General features: G+C 67.0%; 25 protein-coding genes. 9 read left to right on the top strand and 16 right to left on the bottom strand.

Annotated features, from left to right (window positions below; all coding sequences use genetic code 11):
- The first annotated feature begins 28 nt into the window (after positions 1-28).
- Complete coding sequence (locus ACP7AZ_RS01715; protein ID WP_426035477.1) at positions 29-745, top strand: SIMPL domain-containing protein; 717 nt, start codon at positions 29-31, stop codon at positions 743-745.
- A 55-nt stretch (positions 746-800) separates the two neighbouring features.
- Here ACP7AZ_RS01715 and ACP7AZ_RS01710 read toward each other — a convergent pair whose 3' ends face one another.
- Positions 801-1,127: a hypothetical protein gene (locus ACP7AZ_RS01710; protein WP_426035475.1), complete on the bottom strand. Its 327-nt coding sequence runs from the start codon at positions 1,125-1,127 to the stop codon at positions 801-803.
- The gene (locus ACP7AZ_RS01705; protein ID WP_425987218.1) at positions 1,128-1,319 is read right to left on the bottom strand and encodes a hypothetical protein; all 192 of its coding nucleotides are present in this window, start codon (positions 1,317-1,319) and stop codon (positions 1,128-1,130) included.
- 123 nt (positions 1,320-1,442) lie between these two features.
- Here ACP7AZ_RS01705 and ACP7AZ_RS01700 point away from each other — a divergent pair, with 123 nt between their 5' ends.
- From ACP7AZ_RS01700 to parE, 4 genes are all read left to right on the top strand, one after another.
- Positions 1,443-3,818 (top strand): ATP-dependent helicase, encoded by a 2,376-nt coding sequence (locus ACP7AZ_RS01700; protein WP_426036058.1) that lies wholly within the window; start codon positions 1,443-1,445, stop codon positions 3,816-3,818.
- 136 nt (positions 3,819-3,954) lie between these two features.
- The gene (locus ACP7AZ_RS01695) at positions 3,955-4,359 is read left to right on the top strand and encodes a hypothetical protein (protein ID WP_426035473.1); all 405 of its coding nucleotides are present in this window, start codon (positions 3,955-3,957) and stop codon (positions 4,357-4,359) included.
- A gap of 41 nt (positions 4,360-4,400) precedes the next feature.
- A complete protein-coding gene (locus tag ACP7AZ_RS01690) occupies positions 4,401-5,747 on the top strand; it encodes an O-antigen ligase family protein (protein WP_426035471.1) in 1,347 nt (448 codons plus the stop codon).
- Positions 5,713-7,791: a DNA topoisomerase IV subunit B gene (parE, locus tag ACP7AZ_RS01685; RefSeq protein ID WP_426035469.1), complete on the top strand. Its 2,079-nt coding sequence runs from the start codon at positions 5,713-5,715 to the stop codon at positions 7,789-7,791. The genes ACP7AZ_RS01690 and parE overlap by 35 nt, the downstream gene beginning before the upstream one ends.
- On the opposite strand, the gene ACP7AZ_RS01680 is transcribed toward parE, so the two are convergent.
- Both ACP7AZ_RS01680 and ACP7AZ_RS01675 read right to left on the bottom strand, forming a co-directional pair.
- Complete coding sequence (locus tag ACP7AZ_RS01680; RefSeq protein ID WP_426035467.1) at positions 7,788-9,152, bottom strand: MATE family efflux transporter; 1,365 nt, start codon at positions 9,150-9,152, stop codon at positions 7,788-7,790. The genes parE and ACP7AZ_RS01680 overlap by 4 nt on opposite strands.
- A 125-nt stretch (positions 9,153-9,277) precedes the next feature.
- Positions 9,278-9,637, bottom strand: coding sequence for a hypothetical protein (locus ACP7AZ_RS01675; protein ID WP_426035465.1), 360 nt, complete (start codon positions 9,635-9,637; stop codon positions 9,278-9,280).
- Between the two features lie 298 nt (positions 9,638-9,935).
- Between ACP7AZ_RS01675 and ACP7AZ_RS01670 the strand changes: the two genes are divergently transcribed.
- The 3 genes from ACP7AZ_RS01670 to ACP7AZ_RS01660 all read left to right on the top strand — a co-directional run bounded on the left by ACP7AZ_RS01670 (position 9,936) and on the right by ACP7AZ_RS01660 (position 13,552).
- On the top strand, positions 9,936-11,531 hold the full coding sequence (locus ACP7AZ_RS01670) for a DEAD/DEAH box helicase (protein ID WP_426035463.1): 1,596 nt from the start codon (positions 9,936-9,938) through the stop codon (positions 11,529-11,531).
- A 113-nt stretch (positions 11,532-11,644) separates the two neighbouring features.
- Complete coding sequence (locus ACP7AZ_RS01665) at positions 11,645-12,700, top strand: GGDEF domain-containing protein (protein ID WP_426035461.1); 1,056 nt, start codon at positions 11,645-11,647, stop codon at positions 12,698-12,700.
- A 66-nt stretch (positions 12,701-12,766) separates the two neighbouring features.
- On the top strand, positions 12,767-13,552 hold the full coding sequence (locus ACP7AZ_RS01660; protein WP_426035459.1) for a lysophospholipid acyltransferase family protein: 786 nt from the start codon (positions 12,767-12,769) through the stop codon (positions 13,550-13,552).
- Here the strand turns inward: ACP7AZ_RS01660 and ACP7AZ_RS01655 are convergent.
- From ACP7AZ_RS01655 to ACP7AZ_RS01600, 12 genes are read right to left on the bottom strand one after another with little or no spacing between them, the layout of a single operon-like run.
- Positions 13,542-13,910: a TfoX/Sxy family protein gene (locus ACP7AZ_RS01655; protein ID WP_426035457.1), complete on the bottom strand. Its 369-nt coding sequence runs from the start codon at positions 13,908-13,910 to the stop codon at positions 13,542-13,544. The two genes, ACP7AZ_RS01660 and ACP7AZ_RS01655, sit on opposite strands and share 11 nt — an antisense overlap.
- Before the next feature lie 3 nt (positions 13,911-13,913).
- On the bottom strand, positions 13,914-14,717 hold the full coding sequence (locus tag ACP7AZ_RS01650; RefSeq protein ID WP_426035455.1) for a MetQ/NlpA family ABC transporter substrate-binding protein: 804 nt from the start codon (positions 14,715-14,717) through the stop codon (positions 13,914-13,916).
- A 20-nt stretch (positions 14,718-14,737) separates the two neighbouring features.
- A complete protein-coding gene (locus tag ACP7AZ_RS01645; RefSeq protein ID WP_426035453.1) occupies positions 14,738-15,400 on the bottom strand; it encodes a methionine ABC transporter permease in 663 nt (220 codons plus the stop codon).
- Positions 15,400-16,395 carry a methionine ABC transporter ATP-binding protein gene (locus ACP7AZ_RS01640; protein ID WP_426035451.1) on the bottom strand — a complete coding sequence of 332 codons (996 nt, stop codon included), beginning with the start codon at positions 16,393-16,395 and terminating at the stop codon, positions 15,400-15,402. Before ACP7AZ_RS01640 ends, ACP7AZ_RS01645 begins: the two co-directional genes overlap by 1 nt.
- A gap of 1 nt (position 16,396) precedes the next feature.
- Positions 16,397-16,816, bottom strand: coding sequence for a HesB/IscA family protein (locus ACP7AZ_RS01635; protein ID WP_426035449.1), 420 nt, complete (start codon positions 16,814-16,816; stop codon positions 16,397-16,399).
- 9 nt (positions 16,817-16,825) lie between these two features.
- Positions 16,826-17,212, bottom strand: a complete 387-nt coding sequence (locus tag ACP7AZ_RS01630; protein ID WP_303695925.1) for an SUF system Fe-S cluster assembly protein — start codon at positions 17,210-17,212, stop codon at positions 16,826-16,828.
- A 5-nt stretch (positions 17,213-17,217) separates the two neighbouring features.
- Positions 17,218-18,459, bottom strand: a complete 1,242-nt coding sequence (locus tag ACP7AZ_RS01625; RefSeq protein ID WP_426035447.1) for an aminotransferase class V-fold PLP-dependent enzyme — start codon at positions 18,457-18,459, stop codon at positions 17,218-17,220.
- Positions 18,438-19,460: a Fe-S cluster assembly protein SufD gene (sufD, locus tag ACP7AZ_RS01620; protein ID WP_426035445.1), complete on the bottom strand. Its 1,023-nt coding sequence runs from the start codon at positions 19,458-19,460 to the stop codon at positions 18,438-18,440. The genes ACP7AZ_RS01625 and sufD overlap by 22 nt, the downstream gene beginning before the upstream one ends.
- The gene (gene sufC, locus ACP7AZ_RS01615) at positions 19,457-20,206 is read right to left on the bottom strand and encodes a Fe-S cluster assembly ATPase SufC (RefSeq protein ID WP_426035443.1); all 750 of its coding nucleotides are present in this window, start codon (positions 20,204-20,206) and stop codon (positions 19,457-19,459) included. The genes sufD and sufC overlap by 4 nt, the downstream gene beginning before the upstream one ends.
- 14 nt (positions 20,207-20,220) lie before the next feature.
- Entirely contained in the window at positions 20,221-21,687 is a 1,467-nt protein-coding gene (gene sufB / locus ACP7AZ_RS01610) for a Fe-S cluster assembly protein SufB (RefSeq protein WP_426035441.1), read from the bottom strand.
- 4 nt (positions 21,688-21,691) lie between these two features.
- Positions 21,692-22,834, bottom strand: a complete 1,143-nt coding sequence (locus tag ACP7AZ_RS01605; protein ID WP_426035439.1) for a cysteine desulfurase family protein — start codon at positions 22,832-22,834, stop codon at positions 21,692-21,694.
- Positions 22,831-23,295: an Rrf2 family transcriptional regulator gene (locus ACP7AZ_RS01600; protein WP_426035437.1), complete on the bottom strand. Its 465-nt coding sequence runs from the start codon at positions 23,293-23,295 to the stop codon at positions 22,831-22,833. The genes ACP7AZ_RS01605 and ACP7AZ_RS01600 overlap by 4 nt, the downstream gene beginning before the upstream one ends.
- Positions 23,296-23,451: 156 nt before the next feature.
- Here ACP7AZ_RS01600 and ACP7AZ_RS01595 point away from each other — a divergent pair, with 156 nt between their 5' ends.
- Entirely contained in the window at positions 23,452-24,102 is a 651-nt protein-coding gene (locus ACP7AZ_RS01595; protein ID WP_303695578.1) for an alpha/beta hydrolase, read from the top strand.
- Positions 24,103-24,155: the final 53 nt, after the last annotated feature.

The following is a 24,155-nucleotide window of genomic DNA, read 5'->3' as shown; positions in this document are numbered from 1 at the left end:
CTGCCCTTCTCAACAAGGGGAAACCAACGTGCAGATCGACCGCAGCCTCATTCCACCGGCCATCATCGGCGGCCTCATCGCCTTAGGCCTGATCGGGGCCGGCATCGCCGTCGGCGGGGGCGTGGTCAACGCCAACACCGGCAACCGCCAGGTCACCGTACGCGGCGTCGCCGAGCGCAATGTCGAGGCCGATCTGGCCATCCTGTCGTTGCGGTTCACCGTGGCCGGCGAGGAACTGCCGGGGGTCCAGTCCAAGATCGACGGCGATCTGGCCAAGGTCCGGGCCTTCCTGACCTCACAGGGCTACGCCGACGACATCATCACTATCGGCCGCCTGGAAGTCACCGACACCCAGTCGCAGAGCTATGCCCCGTCCGACGGCACGCCGCACTATATCGTTGCCCAGAGCGTGACGGTCCGCACGACGGACGTCGCCCGCGTGGCCCAGACCGAACGCGCCCTGAACGACCTAGTCCGTCAGGGCGTCCTGCTGGACTTCACCGCCCCGACCTATGTCTTCACCAAGCTCAATGACGTGCGTCCGGAGATGATCGCCGAGGCCACCGCCTCGGCCCGTTCGGGCGCCGAACAGTTCGCCAAGGATTCGGGGGCGCCGCTGGGTCCGATCAAACAGGCGACCCAGGGTTCGTTCGAGATCCTCGCCCGCGAGGACGTCGACAGCGAATCCACCTCGTTGGACAAGCGCGTCCGCGTGGTGGCAACGGTCACCTACCAGCTGCGCTAGCTGTTGCAGCGTCTCCTCCCCACCGCTTCGCGGCAGGGAGGAGACATTCAGTCGATCAGTTCGACGGGGCCGGACCCGGCGACGGCAGGGTCGGCGGCTCGATCGGTGGAAGCGTCGGGGCATCCGGAAGCTTCGGCGCTTCCGGCAGAGTTGGCAGGTTTACATCGACATCGACGTTGGTGTCCGCCGCGTCCGGCGTGGCTATGCCGCCACCGTTCCAGACGAAGAAGGCGATGACCGCGACGACGACCAGAAGGCCGCCCACGATGAAGGCCATGGCGCCACCGCCCCCGCCACGACGCTCGGGCTGGACATTGACGGTGGTCTGGCGCGGCGGATCGACGACCACGACGCGTTCGGGCGGCATATTCGGGTCCGTCATCTAGTTGGTCCCCGGGACGGCCGGCGCCTCGACCGACGGCAAATTCACGTCGACGTTGACGTCCTTGGTGTCTCCACCCATGCCGCCGCGTGCAAAGACGAAGTACGCCACGATCGCCAGCACGACCACGACCGCGCCAACGATAAAGGCGAGGCCTGTGTTGCCGCCGCCGCTGTTTGTATTCTCAGCCATTGTATTTCCCTCTCAGAAGCTTCCCCTGACCCGACCAAACTCCGGCCACGCTTGCCGGTTCCGGGAGATGAACCGTGAGGGCCTGACTTTGCCTCATGTGCTCATTAGGTTCTCGAATCCCGCATCGCTCCCGAGTGCCTCTGTTTGACCGATTTCCTGCCCAATCCTCCAGTGTCCGGGTCGCGCATCTCCGACCTGGCCCGCTCGCGCGGTCCCGAAGGCGTGGCGCATGAGACGCCGGACTATCTCAGCGGCCTGAACCCCGAACAGCGCGAGGCCGTCGAGACGACCGAGGGGCCTGTCCTGGTCCTCGCCGGCGCCGGCACGGGCAAGACCCGGGTCCTGACCACCCGTCTGGCCCATATCCTCGCCACCGGCCGCGCCCGTCCGTGGGAGCTGCTGGTCGTCACCTTCACCAACAAGGCCGCGCGCGAGATGCGCGAGCGAATCACCCATCTGATCGGTCCGTCGGCCGAGGGCCTGCGCTGGCTCGGCACCTTCCACTCGGTTGCGGCCCAGATCCTGCGCCGCCATGCCGAACTGGTAGGACTGAAGTCGACCTTCACCATCCTGGACACCGACGATCAGGAGCGGCTGCTGAAACAGCTGCTCGAGGGCGCCAACATCGACACCAAGCGCTGGACGCCCAAGTCCCTGGCCGGCCTGATCGACCACTGGAAGAACCGGGGCTGGAGGCCCGATCAGCTGCCCGCCGGCGAGGATTTCGCCAACGGCAAGGGCCAGGCCCTCTACGCCGCCTACCAGTCGCGACTGGCCACATTGAACGCCTGCGACTTCGGCGATCTGTTGCTTCACAACCTTACTATTCTGTCTCAACACGCGGATATCGCAGAAGACTATCGAAATCGTTTCCGCTACATCCTGGTCGACGAGTATCAGGACACCAACGTCGCCCAGTATCTGTGGCTGCGGCTGCTGACGGCCTCGACCGGCAATGTCTGCTGCGTCGGCGACGACGACCAGTCGATCTACGGATGGCGTGGCGCAGAAGTCGACAACATCCTCAGGTTCGAAAAGGACTTCCCCGGCGCCAAGATCGTCAAGCTGGAGCGCAACTATCGCTCGACGAGCCATATCCTCGGGGCCGCGTCCGGCCTGATCGCGGCCAACCGCGACCGGCTGGGCAAGACCCTGTGGACGGAGGACCAGACGGGCGACAAGGTCCGGGTGCGCGGCGTCTGGGACGGCGAGGCCGAGAGCCGGCTGATCGCCGACGAGATCGAGACCGCCAAGCGCGATGGCCTGAAATACAAAGACATGGCCGTCCTTGTTCGGGCGTCGTTTCAGATGCGTGCCTTCGAGGAACGGTTCGTCCTCCTGGCCATCCCCTATACGGTGATCGGCGGGCCGCGCTTCTTCGAGCGCGCCGAGATCCGCGACGCCCACGCCTATCTGCGCCTGATCCAGTCCGAGGACGACGACCTGGCGTTCGAACGGATCGTCAATGTGCCCAAGCGCGGCATTGGCGAAACCTCGGTCCAGAAGATCCTCCAGATCGCCCGTCATCGCGGCGTCTCGGCCATGACCGCCGTGCGTGAGCTGATCGGCTCCGACGAGCTTCAGGCCCGCACGCGCACGGCCCTGTCGACCTTCGTGCGCGACCTCGACCGCTGGCGTACCCTGGCCGCCGACACCCGCCACTGGCTGCTGACCGAAACCGTGCTGGAAGAGAGCGGCTACACCGACATGCAAAAGGCCGACCGAGTGACCGGCCCGACCCGCCTCGACAACCTCAAGGAACTGACCCAGGCGATGCAGTCGTTCGAGACGCTCGGCGCCTATCTCGAACACGTCTCCCTCGTAATGGACCTCGATCGCGGCCCGTCGTCGGACGCGGTGCAGATCATGACCCTGCACGGCGCCAAGGGGCTGGAGTTCCCGCTGGTCTTCCTGCCGGGCTGGGAGGAAGGCGTCTTCCCGTCCCAGCGCAGCATCGACGAAAAAGGCGAGAAGGGCCTCGAGGAAGAGCGTCGCCTCGCCTACGTCGGCGTCACCCGCGCCAAACAGGATGCGCGAATTTCGTTCGCCGCGAACCGGCTGGTCTACGGCCGCTGGACCTCGCAACTGCCCAGCCGCTTCGTCGACGAACTGCCTATCGCCCACGTCGAGGCCGAAAGCGACACCGGCTACTACGGCGCCTCGACCGGGATGAAAGAGGCCAAATCCCGCTGGGATGACGCCCCCACCTTCGGCGCCGGCTACACCTCTCCGGGCTGGCAGCGGGCCCAAGTGGTCACCGCGTCCAGAGCCCCCGGCGCACGCCCCGCCCGCAATACGGTCATCGAAGGCGAAGGCCGGCTGGTGGCGACCGCCGACCCGAAGTCGGGCTCGGGCTTCACCAAGGGCCGGCGCGTCTTCCACCAGAAATTCGGCTACGGCTCGGTGCGGATTGTCGAGGGCAACAAGCTGACCGTCGAGTTCGAAAAGGCCGGCGAGAAGAAGGTCATCGACACCTTCGTGGAGAGGGCGGGCGACTAGGCAGTCTTTTCAGTCAGAGTCGCCAGTGCGGCCAAGACGGCGAGGGTCGCGCCGGAGCGGTTTCGTCCAGCACGCCCTTTCCCCGGCTCCGCTTTCCAATCACAGTGACTATTCAATAGCCTGGGGAGGGCTAGCCATGTCCCGGATCATCACCATCGGCCTCGCCGGCCTCGTCCTCGCGGCCTGCAAACCCGCCGCCGAACCGGCTCCCCCTGCCGAACCTGCGGCGGCCGCCGCGCCGGCCCCCGCGGCCCAGCCTGCCATCGATGCGGCCTGGGCGGCGGAACAGGAGCGCTATCTGGCGGTCAACGTCGAGCCCTCGGACCCCGTCGAGGCCGTGATGTGGCGCGGGGTGCGCTGCGACTTCCTCGGCAGCGAGTTCGGCGGCGACAAGTCCGAACAGGATCGCGCCATCAACGCCCGCATGGACGAACTCCGCTGCGGCGACGAACTGCTGGCGGAGGGGCGGGAATTGCGCGCGACGCGGGCGGGCGACCCGGCTGCCGTTGCCCGCCTCGACGCCCTTCTGGCGCGCTGGTGAGGCTAACGGTTCGTTAGCGGCGATGGCCGACCCTGCGGGTCGTGCGACTGCCTGGCGAATCCCCTGACCTGACCGACCCCGCCCCGCCCCTGTGGGAACAGGCGGCGGCTATCGTCGTGATCATGATGCTGACCCAGGCCTTCATCGGCCCGGTGTTCGCCCCGACACAGGTGGAGACGCCGATCCTGCGTCTCGTCTGGCTGCCGGTCTATGCCGTCATCGCGGGCCTGATCGCCCTGCGTCCGGCGGTCCTCGTGCGCGCCTGGCCGGCGTGGCTGATCCTGGCGGTGCTTGTGCTTCAGGCCTTCGCCTCGAAATGGTGGTCCATCGATCCGGGTGTGACCCAGAGGCGAGTCATCGGCATGGCCATCTCCAGCGCCTTCGCCATCTATCTCGGCGTCGCCTTCACCGGCCGCCACCTGCCGCGCATGCTGATGCTGGCCTCGCTGATCATGGGGCTGGGCAGTCTCGTCATGGTCTTCGCCAACCCGACCATCGGCGTGCACCAGATCGAGAACGCCGGCCTGTGGCGCGGCCTCTGGTACGAGAAGAACCAGATGGGGCTGGTCATGTCGGCCGGGGCCGTGGCCGCCGCCGCCTGTCTCGCCTCTGCGGATCAGCGACGACTGCTGCCCGCCATCACCCTGGCCATCACCACGCTTCTGGTGCTGGCGACCCAGTCCAAGACCTCCCTCCTCTGCCTGATGCTCGGCGTCGGCGCGGTTGGAGGCCTTTGGGCCATGAAGCGCGGCGGCGCAGCCTTCTCCATCGTCGCCGTCTGGTTCGGCGTCGTCCTGACGGCGAGCGGGGCCTATGTCTTCATCACCGACCCGGCCATGGTGCTTCAGGCGCTGGGCAAGGACCCCTCCCTGACCGGTCGGACCGACATCTGGGCCGCCCTGATGCGGGAGGTCTCCGAACGGCCGTGGACCGGCTTCGGCTACCAGGCTTTCTGGGGCAAGGATTCGGTGCCCGCCGCCTTCATCCGCGCCGAGACCCAGTGGCCCGTGCCGTCGGCGCACAACGGCTGGATCGATCTGCTGATCCAGCTCGGCTGGCCGGGCGCGATCACGGTCGGCATCACCGTCGCCATCGCTACGGTCGTCACCGTCTTCCGTATCCCGGGCTCGGGCGCCCGCGAAGGCTATTGGGCCGTCGGCTATCTGCTGGTCTTCCTGCTGCTGAGCCTGTCGGAGAGCGTGTTGCTCAGCCACGCCAACCTGCCCTGGACCCTGCTGCTGGCCATCCTGGCGCGCGCCCTGGCGTTCGAGCCCGATCGCGTCCGCGCGCCGCTTGCTACGGCGAGGTCACGGGCCTACCAGACGGCTCCCCGAATCGCCGCACACTCTGCTCATGCCCGCGTCCACCGTCCCGTCCCTGTTCGATGACATGCCCGAAGCGCCGAAGCCGGCGGCTGCGGAACGCGCACCCGCGCCCGCCCCGGAACCGGCCCTGAAGCTGCAGGCCGCAGCGCCTGCGCAAGCCGTCCAGCCTCACGTCCCCGGCAGCTACTCCGCCTCGTCGATCGAGGTGCTGGAAGGGCTGGAGCCGGTCCGCAAACGCCCCGGCATGTATATCGGCGGCACCGACGAGCGGGCCCTGCACCACCTGTTCGCGGAAGTCCTCGACAACGCGATGGACGAGGCGGTCGCCAAGCACGCCAAGATCATCAAGGTCGATCTCGACGCGGACGGCATCCTGTCGGTGTTCGACGACGGACGGGGCATCCCGGTCGATCCCCACCCGAAACATCCGGGCAAGTCGGCCCTCGAAGTGGTCATGACCGTCCTCCACTCGGGCGGCAAGTTCTCCGGCAAGGCCTATGAAACTTCAGGCGGTTTGCATGGCGTCGGCGTCTCGGTCGTCAACGCCCTGTCCGATATTCTCGACGTCACCGTCTGGCGCGACGGCTTCGAGTGGAAACAGTCCTTCTCGCGCGGCATCCCGCTCGGACCCATCCAGCAGCTGCAGCCGTCGAAGAAGAAGGGCACCCTGATCCGCTTCCATCCGGACCCGGAAATCTTCGGCGTCGGCGCGGCCTTCAAGCCCGCCCGCCTGTTCCGCATGGCCCGGTCCAAGGCCTATCTGTTCCGCGGCGTGGAGATCAAATGGACCTGCGCGCCCGAACGGATCATCGACGCGACGCCAGAGACCGCCACCTTCCATTTCCCCAACGGTCTGGCCGACGCCCTGGCCGAGCGGATCGGCGAGCTGGACACGGTCACCCCGGCCTTCTCGGGCCGCGTCGAACGCAAGGGCGAGACAGGTGCCGTCGAATGGGCCGTGACCTGGTCGCCGATCGGCTTTGGCGAGGCCGACGGCTTCGTCCAGTCCTACTGCAACACCGTCTCGACCCCCGACGGCGGCACCCACGAGGCCGGCCTGCGCGCCGCCCTGGTCCGGGGCCTGAAATCCTATGGCGAACTGACCAACGAAAAGCGGGCCACCCAGATCACGGCCGAGGACGTCACCGCCAATGCCGGCGCCCTGATCAGCGTCTTCATCAGGAACCCCGAGTTCCAGGGCCAGACCAAGGACCGCCTGTCCTCCGCCGAGGGCCAACGCCTGGTCGAGGCCCTGCTGCGCGACCCCCTGGACCACTGGCTGACCGAGAATCCGAAACAGGCCAACATCCTGCTCGGCTTCATCATCGAGCGGGCCGAGGACCGGCTGCGCCGTCGCAAGGACAAGGAGGTCCAGCGCGCCCAGGCCACCCGCAAGCTGCGGCTGCCCGGCAAGCTGTCGGACTGCAGCCGCCAGTCCGCCAATGGCACCGAACTGTTCATCGTCGAGGGCGATTCGGCCGGCGGCTCGGCCAAACAGGCGCGCGACCGCCAGACCCAGGCGATCCTGCCCCTGCGCGGCAAGATCCTGAACGTCGCCTCGGCCACCGCCGACAAGCTGCGCCAGAACATCGAGCTGTCGGACCTCACGCTCGCACTCGGCGTCACCCCCGGCCCGCGTTTCGACATCGACACCCTGCGCTACGAGCGGGTGGTGATCATGACCGACGCCGACGTCGACGGCGCCCATATCGCGGCGCTTCTGATCACCTTCTTCTATCGCTCGATGCCCGAGGTTATCCGCCAGGGCCGCCTCTTCATGGCCCTGCCCCCGCTCTACCGGATCAGCGCCGGGCCGCTGTCGGAATACGCCCGCGACGACGCCCACCGCGACGAGCTGATCGCCACCGTGTTCAAGGGCAAGAAGACAGAGATCGGCCGGTTCAAGGGTCTCGGCGAGATGATGGCCTCCCAGCTCAAGGAGACCACCATGGATCCGAAGAAGCGCACCCTCGCCCGCGTCACCGTCCCGGAATCCGAGGACGACATCGAGGACCTGGTCGAGCGGCTGATGGGCAAGAAAGCCGACGCCCGGTTCCGCTTCATCCAGGACAATGCGCAATTCGCGAAAGCCGATCTCGACGTCTAGGCGACGGCACCGCGCGGCGTCAGGCCCGCCAGCTTGAGCTTCAGCTGGCCGCGCAGGAACCATAGCGCTACCAGGCAGTGGATCGCCACCGAGGTCGCCGATAGCCACCAGATGTATTCAAGCTTGGCCCAAGGCTGCCCCGACAGCCAGATCGCCGGGATCGCGAAGGTCGCCCGCCGGCTGAAGCTCCCCCACAGCGCCGGCCGCGTGTCGCCCAGCGCCTGGAAAGTCCCGGACGCCACGAAGATCAGCCCCGTCGCCAGGAAGTTGATCGAGGCGATCCTCAGGAACATGGCCCCGACATCGATGACCGCCGGATCATGGGCGAAGACCGCGATCATGGCGTGCGGCCAGACCTGACAGATCAGCGTCAGCACCAGCATCAACCCCGATGAGATCACCGCCGCATCCCGCACCGTGCGCCGGACGCGATCTGCGCGGCCTGCGCCGAAGTTCTGGCCCGCGACCGGCGCCACGGCGAACGACACCGCCATGGCCGGCAGGAAGATCGACTGCATCACCCGCGCGCCGACGCCATAACCGGCCTGGGCCTCGCTGCCGAACTGACGGATGACGCCATAGACGACGGCGGTGATGACGAACATCAGCAGGAACTCGCCGGCGGTCGGCAGGCCGATGCCGACGATCCGGCGACACACGCTCCAGTCCGGCCTCGGCAGTTTCAGCGGATGTGCAATCAGGGTCTGGGACCGGCCGAACACGAACAGCATGCCCAGAAAGCCGAACAGGGCCGCGATCGAACTGGCCAGACCGGCGCCGAACACGCCGAGCGGAATCCCCGTGCCCCAGCCCGCGATCAGCACAGGCGCCAGCGCCGCGTTCAGCAGCACCGAGGCCGTCTGCAGCAACATGGTCGGCCGCGCCACGCCCGCTGCCCGCAGCGCCGATCCCATGGCGTTGGTCGGGAAGCTCAGTGCCAGGGCCGGCAGGAAGCCGAACAGATAGGCCTTGCCCATGGCCGTCGTCTCCGCGTCCGCCGCAATCGTCGCCAGCGCCGGCTCGGCCAGCAGATAGCCGGCGATCAGGGTCAGGGCGCCGAGCCCGAGCGACAGGATCATCGCCTGGCGATAGACCCCCTCCGAGGCGGCGAAATCCCTGGCCCCGATCGACCGCGCGATCAGCGACAGGGCGCCGACGCCCACCATCTGCGCGAGCGCGAGACTGAGGAAGAAGGCGTTCCCCGCTAGACCGACGCCGGCGATCGCCGCCGCGCCCAGTCCGGCGACGAAATACAGGTCGATGATGAAATACAGGGTCTGGAACACCAGACCGATGCCGATGAACCCGGCCATCCCCACCAGTTTCCCGGAGATGGACCCCTGGGTCAGATCCTGTTGCATCGCCATTCTCCTCCAAGATCCGGCAAACTCGGATGCGCGGGAGAGGATTTACCCGGACGAAATAGTAACGTCAATATTGCCCGGGTTTTATTATTCGTCTCTCCGAGGGAGGACCCTCGGGTTTCCTATCGCCCCGGCTGCAGGACGTTGGTCACCCGCCGGCCCAGCGGATCGCGCGACACCCAACTCTGGCCAAGGCTGGCCTCGATCAACGGAGAACAGAAGCGCGAGATCATCATGAACGAGGGCCGGATGCCATTCAGACAGATGCGCTCGCCCTCAACGCGCCAGCGGGCCGCCAGCCGGCGACCGTCGGAGAATTCAGCGGAATAGGAACCGTCCTGATTGAACCAGTGCTTGACCCAGCCGCCGTCCGGATAGCGCGACAGGACGGTGTTGCCGAAGGTCTCGTCAATCTCGGCCGAGGCCGTGATCGGGGCCATCACGGCCGCCGCCAGCGCCAAGGCGCCGATCCATTTCCTCATGCCCTACCCTCACGCGGCATTCTAATCCCCATGGTCGATTATTACCGTTCGTTCACGAATTGCCAAGCGGCGCCTTGGCCCGCGAATACTTGACTCTGGCGAGGGGGCTTCTATATCCGGCCCACGTTCGGGACAGGACTGGCTTACCGCGCCACCCGCTCGCCCAAGAGACAGGGTGGTTCCGCGTATTCCCCGCCTCGCCACCGATGGCGCGGCCCTCCTCGATCGATCCGTCTCGCATCGGTCGAACAGTCCCAACCCGGCGCCCCTGGCGACCGGGCCTTAGTCCTAAGGACGCATGACCGAATTCTCCCAGCTGGGCCTCTCGCCCACAACCCTGCAAGCCGTCATCGACACCGGCTATACGATCGCCACCCCGATCCAGGCCCAGGCCATTCCTGTCGCCCTCGCCGGCCGCGACGTTCTCGGCATCGCCCAGACCGGCACCGGCAAGACCGCCGCATTCACCCTTCCCCTCATCGAGCGCCTGTCCAAGGGACGCGCGCGGGCCCGCATGCCCCGCGCCCTGGTCCTGGCTCCGACCCGCGAGCTGGCCGACCAGGTCGCGATGAGCTTCGAGAAATACGCCAAGGGCACCAAGCTTTCTTGGGTGCTGCTGATCGGCGGCGTCTCCATGGGCGACCAGGTCGCGGCCCTGAACAAGGGCGTCGACGTCCTGATCGCCACGCCCGGGCGCCTGCTCGACCTGTTCGAACGCGGCAAGATGATGCTGAACGGCGTCGAGCTCATGGTCGTCGATGAAGCCGACCGGATGCTCGACATGGGCTTCATCCCCGACATCGAGCGCATCTTCAAACTGACGCCGCCCAAGCGCCAGACCCTGTTCTTCTCGGCCACCATGCCGCCCGAGATCACCCGTCTGACCCAGGCCTTCCTCAAGGACCCGACCCGGATCGAGGCCTCGCGCCCGGCCATGACGGCCGAGACCATCACCCAGTATCTGGTCCGCATCCCGTCGGCGGATCCCAAGGCCAAGCGCGCGGCGCTGCGGGCCCTGATGGAGCGTGCGGACGTCAAGAACGGCATCGTCTTCTGCAACCGGAAGTCCGAAGTCGACGTCGTCGCCAAGTCGCTGAAGCAGCACGGTTTCGACGCCGCCCCGATCCACGGCGACCTGGATCAGTCGCTGCGCACCAGGACCCTGGCGGACTTCCGGTCCGGAGCGCTGAAGATCCTTGTCGCGTCCGACGTCGCCGCGCGCGGACTGGACATTCCCGACGTCAGCCACGTTTTCAACTACGACGTCTCGCACCACGCCGACGACTACGTCCACCGCATCGGCCGCACCGGCCGCGCGGGCAAGACGGGTCAGGCCTTCATGATCGTGACCCCGGCCGACGACAAGTCGCTCGACAAGGTCATGAAGCTGATCAAGATGCAGCCTGAAGAACTGGTGCTGGATATCGATTGGTCCAACCTGGGCGGCGCTCGCCGGTCGGAAGGTCGCCCGGCGCCGGCTCGCCCCGCCGAGCGCGCGGAAGGCCGTCCCGCCCGGGGCCGCAGCCGTGGCGAACGTCCAGCGCCCGAGCCCGTGCCCGAGGTTGAGGTCGCTGAAGCGGCTCCCGCCTCCGCGCCCGCAGCAGCTTCGCCCGAAGGTGAAACCGCGCCGCCCGCCCGCCGTACCCGCAGCCGCCGCTCCAGCAAGCCCGTCGAAGCCGCTCAGGCCGAGATCGCGCCCGCCGAAGTGGTCGCGGTGCCCGTCGTGACGGAAGAAGCCGCCAGGCCCGTCGCTGCCGCCGAACCCCGCCTGCGTCAGGCCGATCGCCGTCCCGGCGGCCGGACCGAAGGCGATGCGCCGCCGGCCCGCGAAGGCGCCGGTTTCGGGGGAGACATCCCTGCGTTTCTGCGTCGCTCGACTTCTCGTAAAGGTTGATTTCTGAGCGGGGTTCGCCGATTTGACGGCCTCGCTTAACCCGGTGTTACGGAACGCCAGCCTAGAGTTCTGACCGTAGAGCGTCAAAAAAGAACGGCGGTCGGGAAAACAGAATGTCCACACAGGTGCAGACTACGCTCCGGGGGCCAGAAGCCTTCTGCCTCGCCCGCAAGGCGGTCGAGGAGATGGAGCGTGCCGGCGTGTGGCCGACCCCGCTCAATTTCGAGCTCTGGCTTCACTACCTCGGCGATCCCGGCGGCGCGCTCGGCCAGGAGATGACGCGGCTGCTGGCGGCAGGCGACGCCTTCACCGAAGGTACGGCCGAGATGCTGGCCGCCGAATACCTGCCCCGCGGCCGCCTCTCCGAGGAAATCCGCGACGCAGGCGCCGTGCTGAACCGCGAACTGTCGACCGTCTCGGAGGCCATCGCCAAGGCCCAGAGGTCGCAGGCTGCCTATGGCGAAACCCTGGCCGGCGCCTCCGCCCATCTGGAAGGCGCGTCCGAGCCGACCGCCCTGCTCGGCGTCGTGTCCAAACTGACTTCGGCGACGACCCAGGTCCAGGCCGAGAACGCCACCCTCGAAAAGCGTCTGGAAAGCTCCACCAAGGAAGTCGCCCGTCTGCGCGAACATCTGGAACAGGTCCGCCGCGACGCCATGACGGACGCGCTCACGAACCTGGCCAACCGCAAGGCCTTCGACGAGGAACTGCTGCGGGCCTGCGACGAGGCCGAAAACAAGCGTCAGACGCTCAGCCTCGCCGTCATCGACATCGACCACTTCAAGCGGTTCAACGACACCTGGGGCCACCAGACCGGCGACCAGGTCCTTCGCTACGTCGCCAGCGTCATTGGCCGCGTCTCCAAGGCGCCCCGCGTCGCCGCCCGCTACGGCGGCGAAGAATTCGCCATCATCTTCCCGTCGGAGAGCGCCTCCATCGTCGAGGCCGTGCTCAACACGATGCGCGAGGAGGTCGGCACCCGGGCGCTGCGCCGTCGCTCGACCAACGACGAGCTCGGCGCCGTGACCATCTCGGCCGGCGTCGCCCAGCGTCGCCCCGGCGAGACCGGCTCCTCCCTGCTCGACCGCGCCGACGAGGCCCTCTACGCCTCAAAACGCACCGGCCGGAACAAGGTCACCAACGGCGAGCGGCTGGAACAGGCGGCCTGATCAAACCGATCAAGGTCAGACGCCAATCGGGTGAACCTGATCAACACACTCTGGCAGGCTGATCGCATGCGAAACTTTGCGTTCAACATCGCCTACTGGTTCCTGTCGATCGGCTACGGCCTGACCGCCGCCTTCGCCGCGCTCGCCCCCGGCCGGAACGCCGCCACCTGGGTGATCCGCCGCTATGTGAAGCGCATGGTGCAGGCCATGTGGATCCTTGCCGGAATCCGGATCGAGGTGCGCGGCCGAGAACGTCTGCCCGCCGGCGCCTTCATCATCGCCTCGAAACATCAGAGCTGGGGCGACGGCTTCGCCACCTATGACCAGTTCGATGACCTGGCCTTTGTCACGGGCGACCACCTCGAGAAGTTCCCGCTGCTGGGAACTGTCCTGCGCAAGCTCGGCGCCATCGTCGTCAACAACTGCGGCGGCCGCGAAGCCCGGGATTCGCTCAAGCAGAGCGGCGCGACGGCCCATGCCGAGGGCCGCAAGATCCTGATCTATCCAGAGGGCAATCTGGCGAAGGTCGGCGAGAAGTTCCGCTATCGCTCCGGCGTCTGGCACCTGTACCGCGACTTCGACATGCCGGTTGTGCCCCTGGCCTCCAACCTCGGCCTGTTCTGGCCGCAGGAGGCCTATGAGAAACACCCGGGCACGGCGACCCTTGAGTTCCTCGACCCCATTCCGACGGGTTTGGGCAAGGACGAATTCCTCGCGCGACTGGAAGCTGTGGTCGAGAACCGCACCGCCGAACTGATCGCAGAGGCGCGTGGAGGGCCGGTCATCCAGAACGTTCGCGTGCTTGCCCCTGACGAAGCCGCCCGCGCTGCCAAGGCGGCCGCTACGGCCTAGGCTTGGCTTTTCGAGGCTTCTTCGCCGCCGCCTTGCGCAGCGCCGAGTCGATCGACCGGCGCGCCCAGTCGACGGCCTCGTCCGGGTCGTCGAGCGCCGTCTCGGGCAAGGACCAGTAGGCCATGCTCATCGTCTCGCCGTCCTTGGTCGGATAGGTGAACTGGCGCGACCCGGCCGCCTGCAACAGCGGTTCGTTGATCTCGTCGGCCTTGAGCCAGACCGTCCCGTCGTCCAGCAGGGCGAAGATCAGGTCGTGGGCATAGACGGCCCCGGCGCCGAACATCCGCTTGATCTCCAGCGGCCCAAGCCCTGCGAAATGCTCGCGCACCCATTCGCCGAACTCGGGGTCGTAGGCCATGCGTCAGGCCGCCGGGACGACTGCACCGTCGTATTTCCGGGCGATGAAGTCCTTGACCGCCTGGCTGCGCAGCGCCCGCGCCAGGGCCTGGATGCGCGGGTCATTCTGATTGTCCGGCCGGGCGACCAGATAGTTCACATAGGGGCTGTCGCCGCCTTCCAGCGCCAGGGCGTCGGTCTTCGGCTTCAGACCGGCGTCCAGCGCATAGTTGGTATTGATCACCGCCAGGTCGACCTGGTCCAGCACGCGCGGAAGGGTCGCTGATTCAAGCTCGCGAAACCGCAGGTTCCCCGGATTTTCGGCGATGTCCCGCACGCTCTGAAGCGGGTTGGTCGGGTCTTTCAGGCGGATCAGCCCCGCCGTCTGCAGAAGGATCAGGGCGCGCCCGATCGAGGACGCATCGTTCGGGACCGCCACATCGGCCCCGTTCGGCAGTTCGGCCAGCGTCTTGAAGCGGCGTGAGTAGGCTCCAAGCGGCTCGACATGCACGCCCGCCACGGTGATCAGATTCGCACCCCGGGCGGCGTTGAACTCGTCGAGATAGGGCTTGGTCTGGAAGTAGTTGGCGTCGATGCGACGCTCGGACAGCTGGGTGTTCGGCTGAACATAGTCATTGAAGACCTTGATTTCTATCGGGAACCCTTCAACCGCCAGGGTCGGCTTGATGAACTCGAGAATCTCGGCGTGCGGTACGGCCGTGGCACCCACGATCAGCGGCGCCGATCCGTCGGCGGCCTTTTCCACCCCCTGTCCGCAGGCGGCCAGGGCCAGCGCGGCGGCGGCGAGGATCAGGGAGCGTCGAAGCATGGAAGTCTCTCAGTCTGAAATCAGCGGTGCGAGACCCTAGCGACCAACCGGTCGCCGATCATCTGCAGAATTTGTACGAGCACCAGCAGCAGAACTACGGTCACCACCATGACATCGGTCTGGAAGCGCTGATAGCCGAACCGGATCGCCAGGTCGCCGAGGCCGCCCGCGCCGACCACGCCCGCCATCGCCGTGTAGCTGACGAGCGCGATCGCCGTGACCGTGGCGCCTGCGATAATACCGGGCATGGCCTCGGGCAGCAGGGCGCGGGTGACAATCTGGAACGTCGACCCGCCCATGGCCTGGGTCGCCTCGACCACGCCCTTGTCGACCTCGCGCAGGGCCGTCTCGACCAGCCGCGCATAGAAGGGGGCGGCTCCGACGACCAGGGGAGGAATGGCGCCCGCGACGCCCAGCGACGTCCCAACCAGAAGCACCGTCACCGGCAGCATGACGATCAGCAGGATGATGAAGGGCACCGACCTCAGGATGTTGACCACCAGAGACAGCAGACCGTTCAGCACGGGATTGGCCGCCAGCCGTCCCTTGCCGGACAGGTAGAGCAGCACGCCCAAAGGGACCCCGAACACCACGGTCAGGACCATGGCCCCGCCCAGCATCAGAAGCGTGTCGCGCGTCGCCCGCAGGATTTCGGGCCAGTCGATGTTAACGAAGAACTCCATCACAACGCCTCCACCACGACGCCGCGTCCGGTGAGCTGGGCCACAGCGGCGTCCGCGTCACCCCCCGTGAACGCCACGACCATCTGGCCATAGGGCTCGCCCCGGATGCGGCTGATGCGGCCGGAGAGGATCGAATAGTCGACGCCCGTCGTGCGCGCCACACGGCTGAGTTCGGGCGCGTAGGTCGAACCGCCCCGGAAGGTCAGTCTGGCCAGCCGCCCGCCGGCGGGAACGACCGAGGCGTCATGGGTCTCGCCGCCTTCGCCTTCGGCCAGCATGGCGCGGGTCACCGGTGACTTCGGGTGCAGGAAGACATCGGCCGTCCCCCCCTCCTCCACCAGCCGTCCGTCCTTGAGCACGGCGACCCGGTCGCAGACGCGACGCACGACCTCCATCTGGTGGGTGATCAGGACGACGGTCAGGCCGAGGTCGCGGTTGAGCCCGTCGAGCAGGCCGAGGATCTCGTCGGTCGTCTCCGGGTCGAGCGCGCTGGTCGCCTCGTCGCACAGCAGGACGTCGGGTCCGCAGGCTAGGGCCCGGGCGATGCCGACGCGCTGCTTCTGGCCGCCGGACAGCTGGGCGGGATACTTCTTCGCGTGCTCCGCCAGGCCGAGCTGGTCCAGCAACTCCGCGGTCCGCCGCTCGATCTCGGCGGCCGGACGGCCTTCGAGCTGAAGGGGGAAGGCGACGTTCTCGGCGATGGTCCTGGCGTTCAGCAGGTTGAAATGCTGGAAAATCATGCCGATCCGCCGGCGCGCGGCGAGCAGCTCGGCCGGCTTCATCGCCGTGATCTCCTGATCGCCGACGAAGACCTTGCCCGCGTCCGGGGTCTCCAGCCGGTTGATGGTGCGGATCAGGGTCGACTTGCCGGCCCCGGAGCGTCCGACCACCCCGAACACCTGACCCCTGGCGACAGACAGGTCGACGGCGTCCAGCGCCACGCGCACGCCCGCCGCGCTGCGATAGCGCTTGGTCACGCCTTCAAGCCGGATCATGTCAGTCGGTCTCGAGCGCCGCGGCCGGGATGATGGTGACGCTTTCACCGCAGCCGCAGGCGTCGGTCTGGTTCGGATTGCGGAACACGAATTTGGACGCCAGCCTGGTCGCCTCGTAGTCGATCTCGGACCCGATCAGGAACAGGATGGCCTTGGGCTCAACCAGAATGGTGACGCCCCTGTCCTCGACGACCTCGTCCATCGGGCCGATCTCCTCCGCATAGGCGAAGGTGTATTCCTGTCCGGCGCAGCCGCCGTTCTTAACCCCGACGCGAAGGCCGATGTAGCTCTTCTCTGCATTGGCCATGATCTCGCGCACCCGCTCTGCGGCGGCGTCGGTCAACGTCACGACCTTGGGGCGCGGGCGACGCGGGCGTCCCCCGGTCAGGCCGGAGGATGACGATGTCTCGAAGTCGGTCATCGCGTCACCTCAGAACATGTTCAAGGCCAGCTTGGCCTCGTCGCTCATCTTGGAGGAATCCCACGGCGGGTCGAACACCAGGTTGGCGCGCGCCGACTTGATGCCCTCGACCTTCATCACCGCGTCCTCGATCCAGCCGGGCATCTCCCCGGCCACCGGGCAGCCGGGCGCCGTCAGGGTCATGTCGATCAACACGTCGCGGTCGTCCGAGAGGTCGACCTTGTAGATCAGGCCCAGCTCATAGATGTCGACCGGGATTTCCGGATCATAGACCGTCTTCAGCGCTGCGATCAGCGCATCGGTCAGCCGATCCAGTTCGGCCTGGGGCAGGGCGGCCGTCTGCGGTTCCGCCCAGGTCTCGGCGAAGGCGTCGCTGCTGCTGATCTGTCCGTCCATCTCGCTCACACAAAGAACTCCCGCGCCTTGATCAGCGCGTCCACAAAGGCATCTGCATCCTCTGTGGTGTTATATAGGGCGAAGCTGGCCCGCGCGCTCGACGTGATGCCAAATCGCCTCGACAGTGGCTCGGCGCAATGGACACCGGCCCGCACGGCGACGCCGTACCGGTCCAGGATCTGGGCCACGTCGTGGGCGTGCGCCCCTTCCACCGTGAAGGTCAGGATGGCGCCCTTGCCCGGAGCCTCGCCGATGATCCGCAGCCAGTCCAGGCCGGACAGGCGGGCGACGACATGGTCGTAGAGGGCCCGTTCATGAGCGGCGATCGCCGCGCGGTCGAAGGCCATGATCCACTCCAGCGCGGCTCCCAGACCGATGACCTCAAGGATCGGCGGGGTGCCCGCCTCGAACCTGTGCGGAATGCCGGCATAGGTCACCGCATCCTCGGTGACGGTGGCGATCATCTCGCCCCCGCCCTGATACGGCGGCAGGGCCTCCAGAGCGGCGCGCTTGCCGTACAACCCGCCGATACCGGTCGGGCCGTACAGCTTGTGGCCGGTGAAGACGTAGAAGTCGCAGTCCAGCGCCTGGACGTCGGGACTGCAATGCACCGCCCCCTGGCAGCCGTCGACCAGCACCAGAGCGCCCGCCGCATGGGCCAGGTCGGCGACGGCCTTCACGTCGTTCACCGTGCCCAGCACGTTGGACATATGGGTCACGGCGACCAGCTTCGTCCTCGGCCCGATCAGAGCCGCCAGACCCGTCATGTCCAGCGACCCGTCGTCCAGCACTGGCGCCCATTTCAGCACGACGCCCAGCCGGTCGCGCAGCATCGACCAGGGCACGATGTTGGCGTGGTGCTCCATCTGGGTGGTGACGATCTCGTCGCCGGGATTCAGGCTCTGCGCCAGCCCCGCCGCGACCAGGTTGAAAGCCTCGGTGCCGCCCTTGGTCCAGACGATCTGGTCGGGGGTCTCGGCATTCAGGAACCGCGCGACGGTCTCGCGCGCAGCTTCAAAGGCTTCGGTCGTCTCGTTGGCCAGGGTGTGCAGGCCGCGGTGGACATTGGAATAGCTCCCCTCCATCGCCGCCGTCAGGGCGTCAATCACCGCGCGCGGCTTCTGCGCCGAGGCGGCCGAGTCCAGATAGACCAGAGGCTTGCCGTTCACCTTCCGCGACAGGATCGGGAATTGGGCCCGGGCGGCGTAGGGGTCGAAACGGGTGACTACAGTCGTGCCGTCAGCCATGACCTCACCACCTCTCTCGCGCCTTCGTGGGCGATGCGGTCGACGACCTCGAACAGGAAGGCCTGGGTCAGAAGGGCTCTCGCCTCGTCCGCCGGAATGCCGCGCGACTGCATGTAGAACAGGGCGCTTTCGTCCAGATTGCCGATCGTATTGCCGTGGGCGCACTGCACGTCGTCGGCGTAGATTTCGAGCTCCGGCTTGGCGTCGACCTCGGCCCGTTCGCCCAGGATCAGGGCATGGTGGCCCATCCTCGCATCGGTGCCGTCGGCGCCGCGCTCGACGACGATCTTGCCCTGGAACACGCCGCGCGCGGTGTCGCGCACGACGCCCTTGGTCAGCTGCGAGGTGACGCCGTTCAGGCCGTGGTGACGCACCACGCTGGTCAGGTCGGTGTGCCGCTCGCCGGACAGGGCATAGAGGCCATCAATCTGGACTTCTGCCCCCTCTCCCCCGTGCATCAGCCGGGTCTCCTGGCGCTGCAGCTTCGCCCCACCGGTCATCGTCGTCTGGCGATAGACGCCGCCCGGCGCCACGCGGACGTCGATCTCGGTCAGGGAGATCGCATCATGGGGCTCGTCGACCAGGACGATCCGCGTGACCTCCGCCCCGCCGGCAACATCGATGTCGAGGCGGTTGTGGGCGACATAGGCCGATCCCGAACCCTCGTGCGTCTCCAGCAGCAGGAGCTTAGCGCCCGGCCGCGCCACGACCCGCGCGGAGGCGGTGTGGCCGGTCTCCGTGGCCTGCGAGATAAAGCGCAGACGCAGGGTCTGGTCGCCCGAGGCGATGAAGTCGGTGACGCCCACCGCCCGGCCGTTGGCGAAGACGATCGCCTCGCCGCCGAGGTCGTAGAAGGGTCCGGGCGGGCCGATCGCCGTGGTCGGCGAGGGTTCAGGGGCCTCGCGCAGATAGCGGCGCAGGTCGCTGTATTTCCAGGCCTCCTCCCGCCGTGAGGGGAAGGTCGCGGCGTCGGTGAGGTCGATCTTGTGCAGGACGGTCAAGCGGCCTGCGGCAGGTATTTGTCGTACCCTTCCGCCTCCAGCTGGTGCGCCAGTTCCGGGCCGCCCGAGGCCACGATGCGACCAGCGGCCAGCACGTGGACCCGGTCGGGTTTGATATAATCGAGCAGCCGCTGGTAGTGGGTGATGACCAGCATGGCGCGGTCGGGCGAGCGCAGGGCGTTGACCCCCTCAGACACGATCCGCAGGGCGTCGATGTCGAGGCCGGAATCGGTCTCGTCCAGGATCAGCAGCGACGGCTCCAGCAGGGCCATCTGCAGGATCTCCATCCGCTTCTTCTCGCCGCCCGAGAAGCCGACGTTCAGCGGCCGCTTGAGCATGTCGAAATCCATCTTCAGCGCTGCCGACGCCGCCTTGACCTGTTTCAGGAAGGCGGGAGCCGACACTTCTTCTTCGCCCCGCGCCCGCTTCTGGGCGTTCAGCGCCGTGCGCACGAAGGTCAGGGCGGGAACGCCGGGAATCTCGATCGGATACTGGAACGACAGGAAGACGCCCCTGGCCGCCCGTTCGGCCGGGTCGAAGTCGAGCAGGCTCTCGCCCCGCCATTCGACCGAGCCCTCAATGGCCTCATAGCCGGGCCGTCCCGAGAGGGCATAGCCGAGCGTCGACTTGCCGGCCCCGTTCGGCCCCATGATGGCGTGCACCTCGCCCGCCGGAACGTCGAGCATCAGCCCCTTGAGGATCGGCTTGTCGCCGATGGAGACGTGGAGGTTATTAATCTTGAGCATTGTTTTTCTTTGTCTTACCCGACCGAGCCTTCAAGGCTGATCGCCACCAGCTTCTGGGCTTCCACGGCGAACTCCATCGGCAGTTTCTGCATCACGTCCCGGACGAAGCCGTTGACCAGAAGGGCCACGGCCTCCTCCTGCGACAGACCGCGCTGCTGGGCATAAAACAGCTGGTCGTCGGACAGGCGCGTCGTCGTCGCCTCATGCTCCAGCTGGGCCGAGCCGTTGCGGGCCTCGATATAGGGCACGGTGTGCGAGCCGCAGTCGCCGCCGATCAGCAGGCTGTCGCACTGGGTGAAGTTGCGCACCCCCGTCGCCTTGGGATGCACCGAGACCAGACCGCGATAGGTGGAGTCCGACTTGCCCGCCGAAACCGCCTTGGCGATGATCCGCGACTTCGAATTCTTGCCCAGATGGATCATCTTGGTGCCGGTGTCGGCCTGCTGATGTCCGTTGGTGATAGCGATCGAATAGAATTCGCCCGAGCTCTCCTCGCCCTTTAGGATGCAGGACGGATATTTCCACGTCACGGCCGAGCCGGTCTCGACCTGGGTCCAGCTGACCTTCGAGCGGTCCCCGCGGCAGTCGGCGCGCTTGGTGACGAAGTTGTAGATGCCCCCCCGCCCTTCTGCGTCGCCGGGGTACCAGTTCTGGACCGTCGAATATTTGATCTCGGCGTCGTCCAGCGCGACCAGCTCGACCACCGCCGCATGCAGCTGGTTCTCGTCGCGCATCGGGGCCGTGCAACCCTCCAGATAGGAGCAGTAGCTGCCCTTGTCGGCGATGATCAGGGTGCGTTCGAACTGGCCGGTCTGGCTCGCATTGATGCGGAAATAGGTCGACAGCTCCATCGGGCATTTCACGCCCGGCGGGATGTAGACGAACGATCCGTCGGAGAAGACTGCGCTGTTCAGCGCCGCGAAATAGTTGTCCGAGACCGGCACGACCGATCCCAGATACTGACGCACCAGTTCGGGATATTCCCGCAAGGCCTCGGAAATCGGCATGAAAATCACCCCGACCTTGGCCAGCTCGGCCTTGAAGGTGGTGACCACGCTGACACTGTCGAACACGGCGTCCACGGCGTATCGCGGAGCCCCTTCGACGCCGGCCAGCACCTCCTGCTCCTTCAGCGGAATGCCCAGCTTCTTGTAGATCTCGAGGATTTCCGGATCGACCTCGTCCAGCGACTTGGGACCGTCCTTCTTTTTGGGGGCGGCGTAGTAGAACAGCGACGGGTAATCGACCGGCGTGTATTTCACCGACGACCAGGTCGGCTCCTCCATCGCCAGCCAGCGCTCATAGGCGGCCAGACGCCATTCCAGCATCCACTCCGGCTCGCCCTTCTTCTCGGAGATGAAGCGGACGATGTCGGCGTTCAGCCCGCGCGGGGCGAACTCGGTTTCGATGTCCGAGGTGAAGCCATGCTCGTACTTCTCCAGCGCGGCGACGGCGTCGATGGTTTCCTGAACGGCGGCCATGATCTTACGCGGTTTCCTTCACGCGGGCGGCCTGACGCGCGCAATGTGTCTCGTATGCCTTGGTCCACGCTGCAGCGAAGCGTGACCAATCGTCTTGCGTGGTGCCCCAGCCGCCCGAGACGCGCACGCCTCCGGTCGCCAGGTCCATCCGGCCCATGGCGACGATGGCGCGGCTGGGCTTGGTCTTGCCCGACGAGCAGGCGCTCCCGGCCGAGACCATGACACCATCCAGATCGAGCAAGATCAGGGCCTGAGGGCTGTCCCAGCCGGCGACCGACAGGAACAGGGTGTTGGGCAGACGCGGCGCCCCCTTGCCCAGGATAGTCGCGCCGGCCGCCTCGACGGCCGCCTCGGCCGCATCGCGCCACGGACGATGCGCCTCGGCCATGGGCAGGTCGCGCGCGGCGCAGTCGGCTGCGACGCCGAAGCCCGCGATGCCCGGCACGTTCTCGGTCCCGGCGCGCAGGCCGCGCTCCTGACCGGCGCCGTGCAGGATGCGAACCGCCGAGGATCCCTCGCCCAGCACCAGAGCGCCCACGCCCTGCGGCCCGCCCAGCTTGTGCGCGGACAGGGTCAGGCTGTCGGCGCCCAGGGCGCGCATGTCGACCGGGATCTTGCCTGCCGACTGGATGGCGTCGACGTGCAGCCAGCCCTTCGCAGCACGCACCAGACGCGCCGCCTCGGCGATCGGCTGGATGACGCCGCTCTCGTTGTTGGCGTGGTGGATGGCGACGACGGCCCGGCCGCCGGTCTGGTTCAGCAGTTGACCCAGCTTGACCAGATCGATGACGCCACGCTCATCGACGGGCAGCGGCTTGACCGACTTGCCCGACGCCATGGCCGCCTCGACCACGCAGGGATGTTCGGTGGTGCAGACGATCAGACGCTCGCACCCGGCCGCCAGCGCGCTCTGCAGCGCCTGGGCGTTCGCCTCGGTGCCGCCGGAGGTGAAGATGACGGCCGTCGGATCGGCGCCGACCAGTTCGGCGACCTTCGCCCGCGCCGTCTCGACCCGCGCCCGCGCCCGCCGACCGGCCGCATGGACCGCCGACGGGTTGCCGTTGTCGGCCAGGGCCTCGGTCATGATGTCCAGAACTTCGGGCCGCACGAGGGCCGAAGCGTTGTAGTCCAGATAGACGCCGCTCATGCCGCTACTCCCACGCTCGCAGGGCGACGGCTGGTGCGGTTCAGGATCACGTCCTCCAGAGAAACACTGGCCAGATAGCGATGGATCTCGTCGCCTAGGTCGTCCCACAGATTGTGGGTGATGCAGCGTTCGCCGCCCAGCATGCAGCCGCGCGGCGTGCCGTCGGCCGCGCAACGCACCGCCCGGATCGGCTCATCGACCGCCAGGACGATTTCGGACACCACGGTTTCGCCGGCCGTCTTGGCCAGACGATAGCCGCCGCCCGGACCGCGCACGCTGAGCACCAGCCCGCTTTTTCTAAGTCGAGCAAACAGCTGTTCCAGATAACTCAATGAAATCTCTTGTCGGGTTGCGATTTCGGCCAGGGACACGGCGCGGCCCGCACCGGCGTCTGACCGACCGTGCCGGGCCAGATCGGCCATCGCCATCACGGCGTATCGTCCCTTGGTCGACAGTCGCATCGCCCATCCTCAAAAATCGCGCGCTTTTCGGAGGTCCTGTGCTATGACCCGCCGCTTCGCGAGGCGGCCGAACGCAGACAGGACTTAGAAAGTCCTACCCCTGTAGTCAAGTATTCGGCGGGCCCGAAATGACAGTTGAACGGATTCCAGAGCCCCATGCCTGAAGTCATCCTGCCCGGCGCCTCCGGTCGCATCGAGGGCCGCTACTCCCCCGGCAAGCGCGCCAACGCGCCGATCGCCCTGATCCTGCACCCGCACCCCAAGGCGGGCGGGCACATGAACAACCCGGTGACGGTCACCCTGTACCAGCTGTTCCAGAAGCGCGGCTTCGCGACCCTGCGCTACAATTCGCGCGGCGTCGGCAAGTCGCAAGGCGAGTTCGACAGCGGCATCGGCGAACTGGCCGATGCGGCCACGGCGCTCGACTGGCTGCAGTCCAACAACCCTGCCGCCACCCAGACCTGGGTCGCCGGCTATCAGTTCGGCGCCTACATCGGCATGCAGCTGCTGATGCGTCGCCCGGAGACGGACGGCTTCATCTCGGTCTCGCCGCCGTCGAACATGTACGACTTCTCCTTCCTGGCCCCCTGCCCGGCCTCCGGTCTGTTCCTGCACGGCACGGCCGACACCATCGTGCCGCCGGTCGAGGTCGAGCGCGTGGTCAACAAGCTGCGCACCCAGAAGGGCATCATCATCGACTACGAACTGGAAGAAGGCGCGAGCCACTTCTGGCAGGACCATATCCCCGCCGTCGACCGCCGCGTGGGCCTGTATCTGGACAAGCGGCTGGAAGAAAAGCCGGCCTGATATCGTCTGACTGCCGCTTCTTCGCGGCTGCGCTTGCCCCTATGGTTCAGCTC

The organism is Brevundimonas sp. DC300-4 (genome assembly GCF_049897365.1).
In the GTDB taxonomy this organism is placed as follows: domain Bacteria; phylum Pseudomonadota; class Alphaproteobacteria; order Caulobacterales; family Caulobacteraceae; genus Brevundimonas.
Note: the sequence above shows the minus strand (reverse complement) of the source record. Positions and strands in the feature narration are given on the sequence as shown.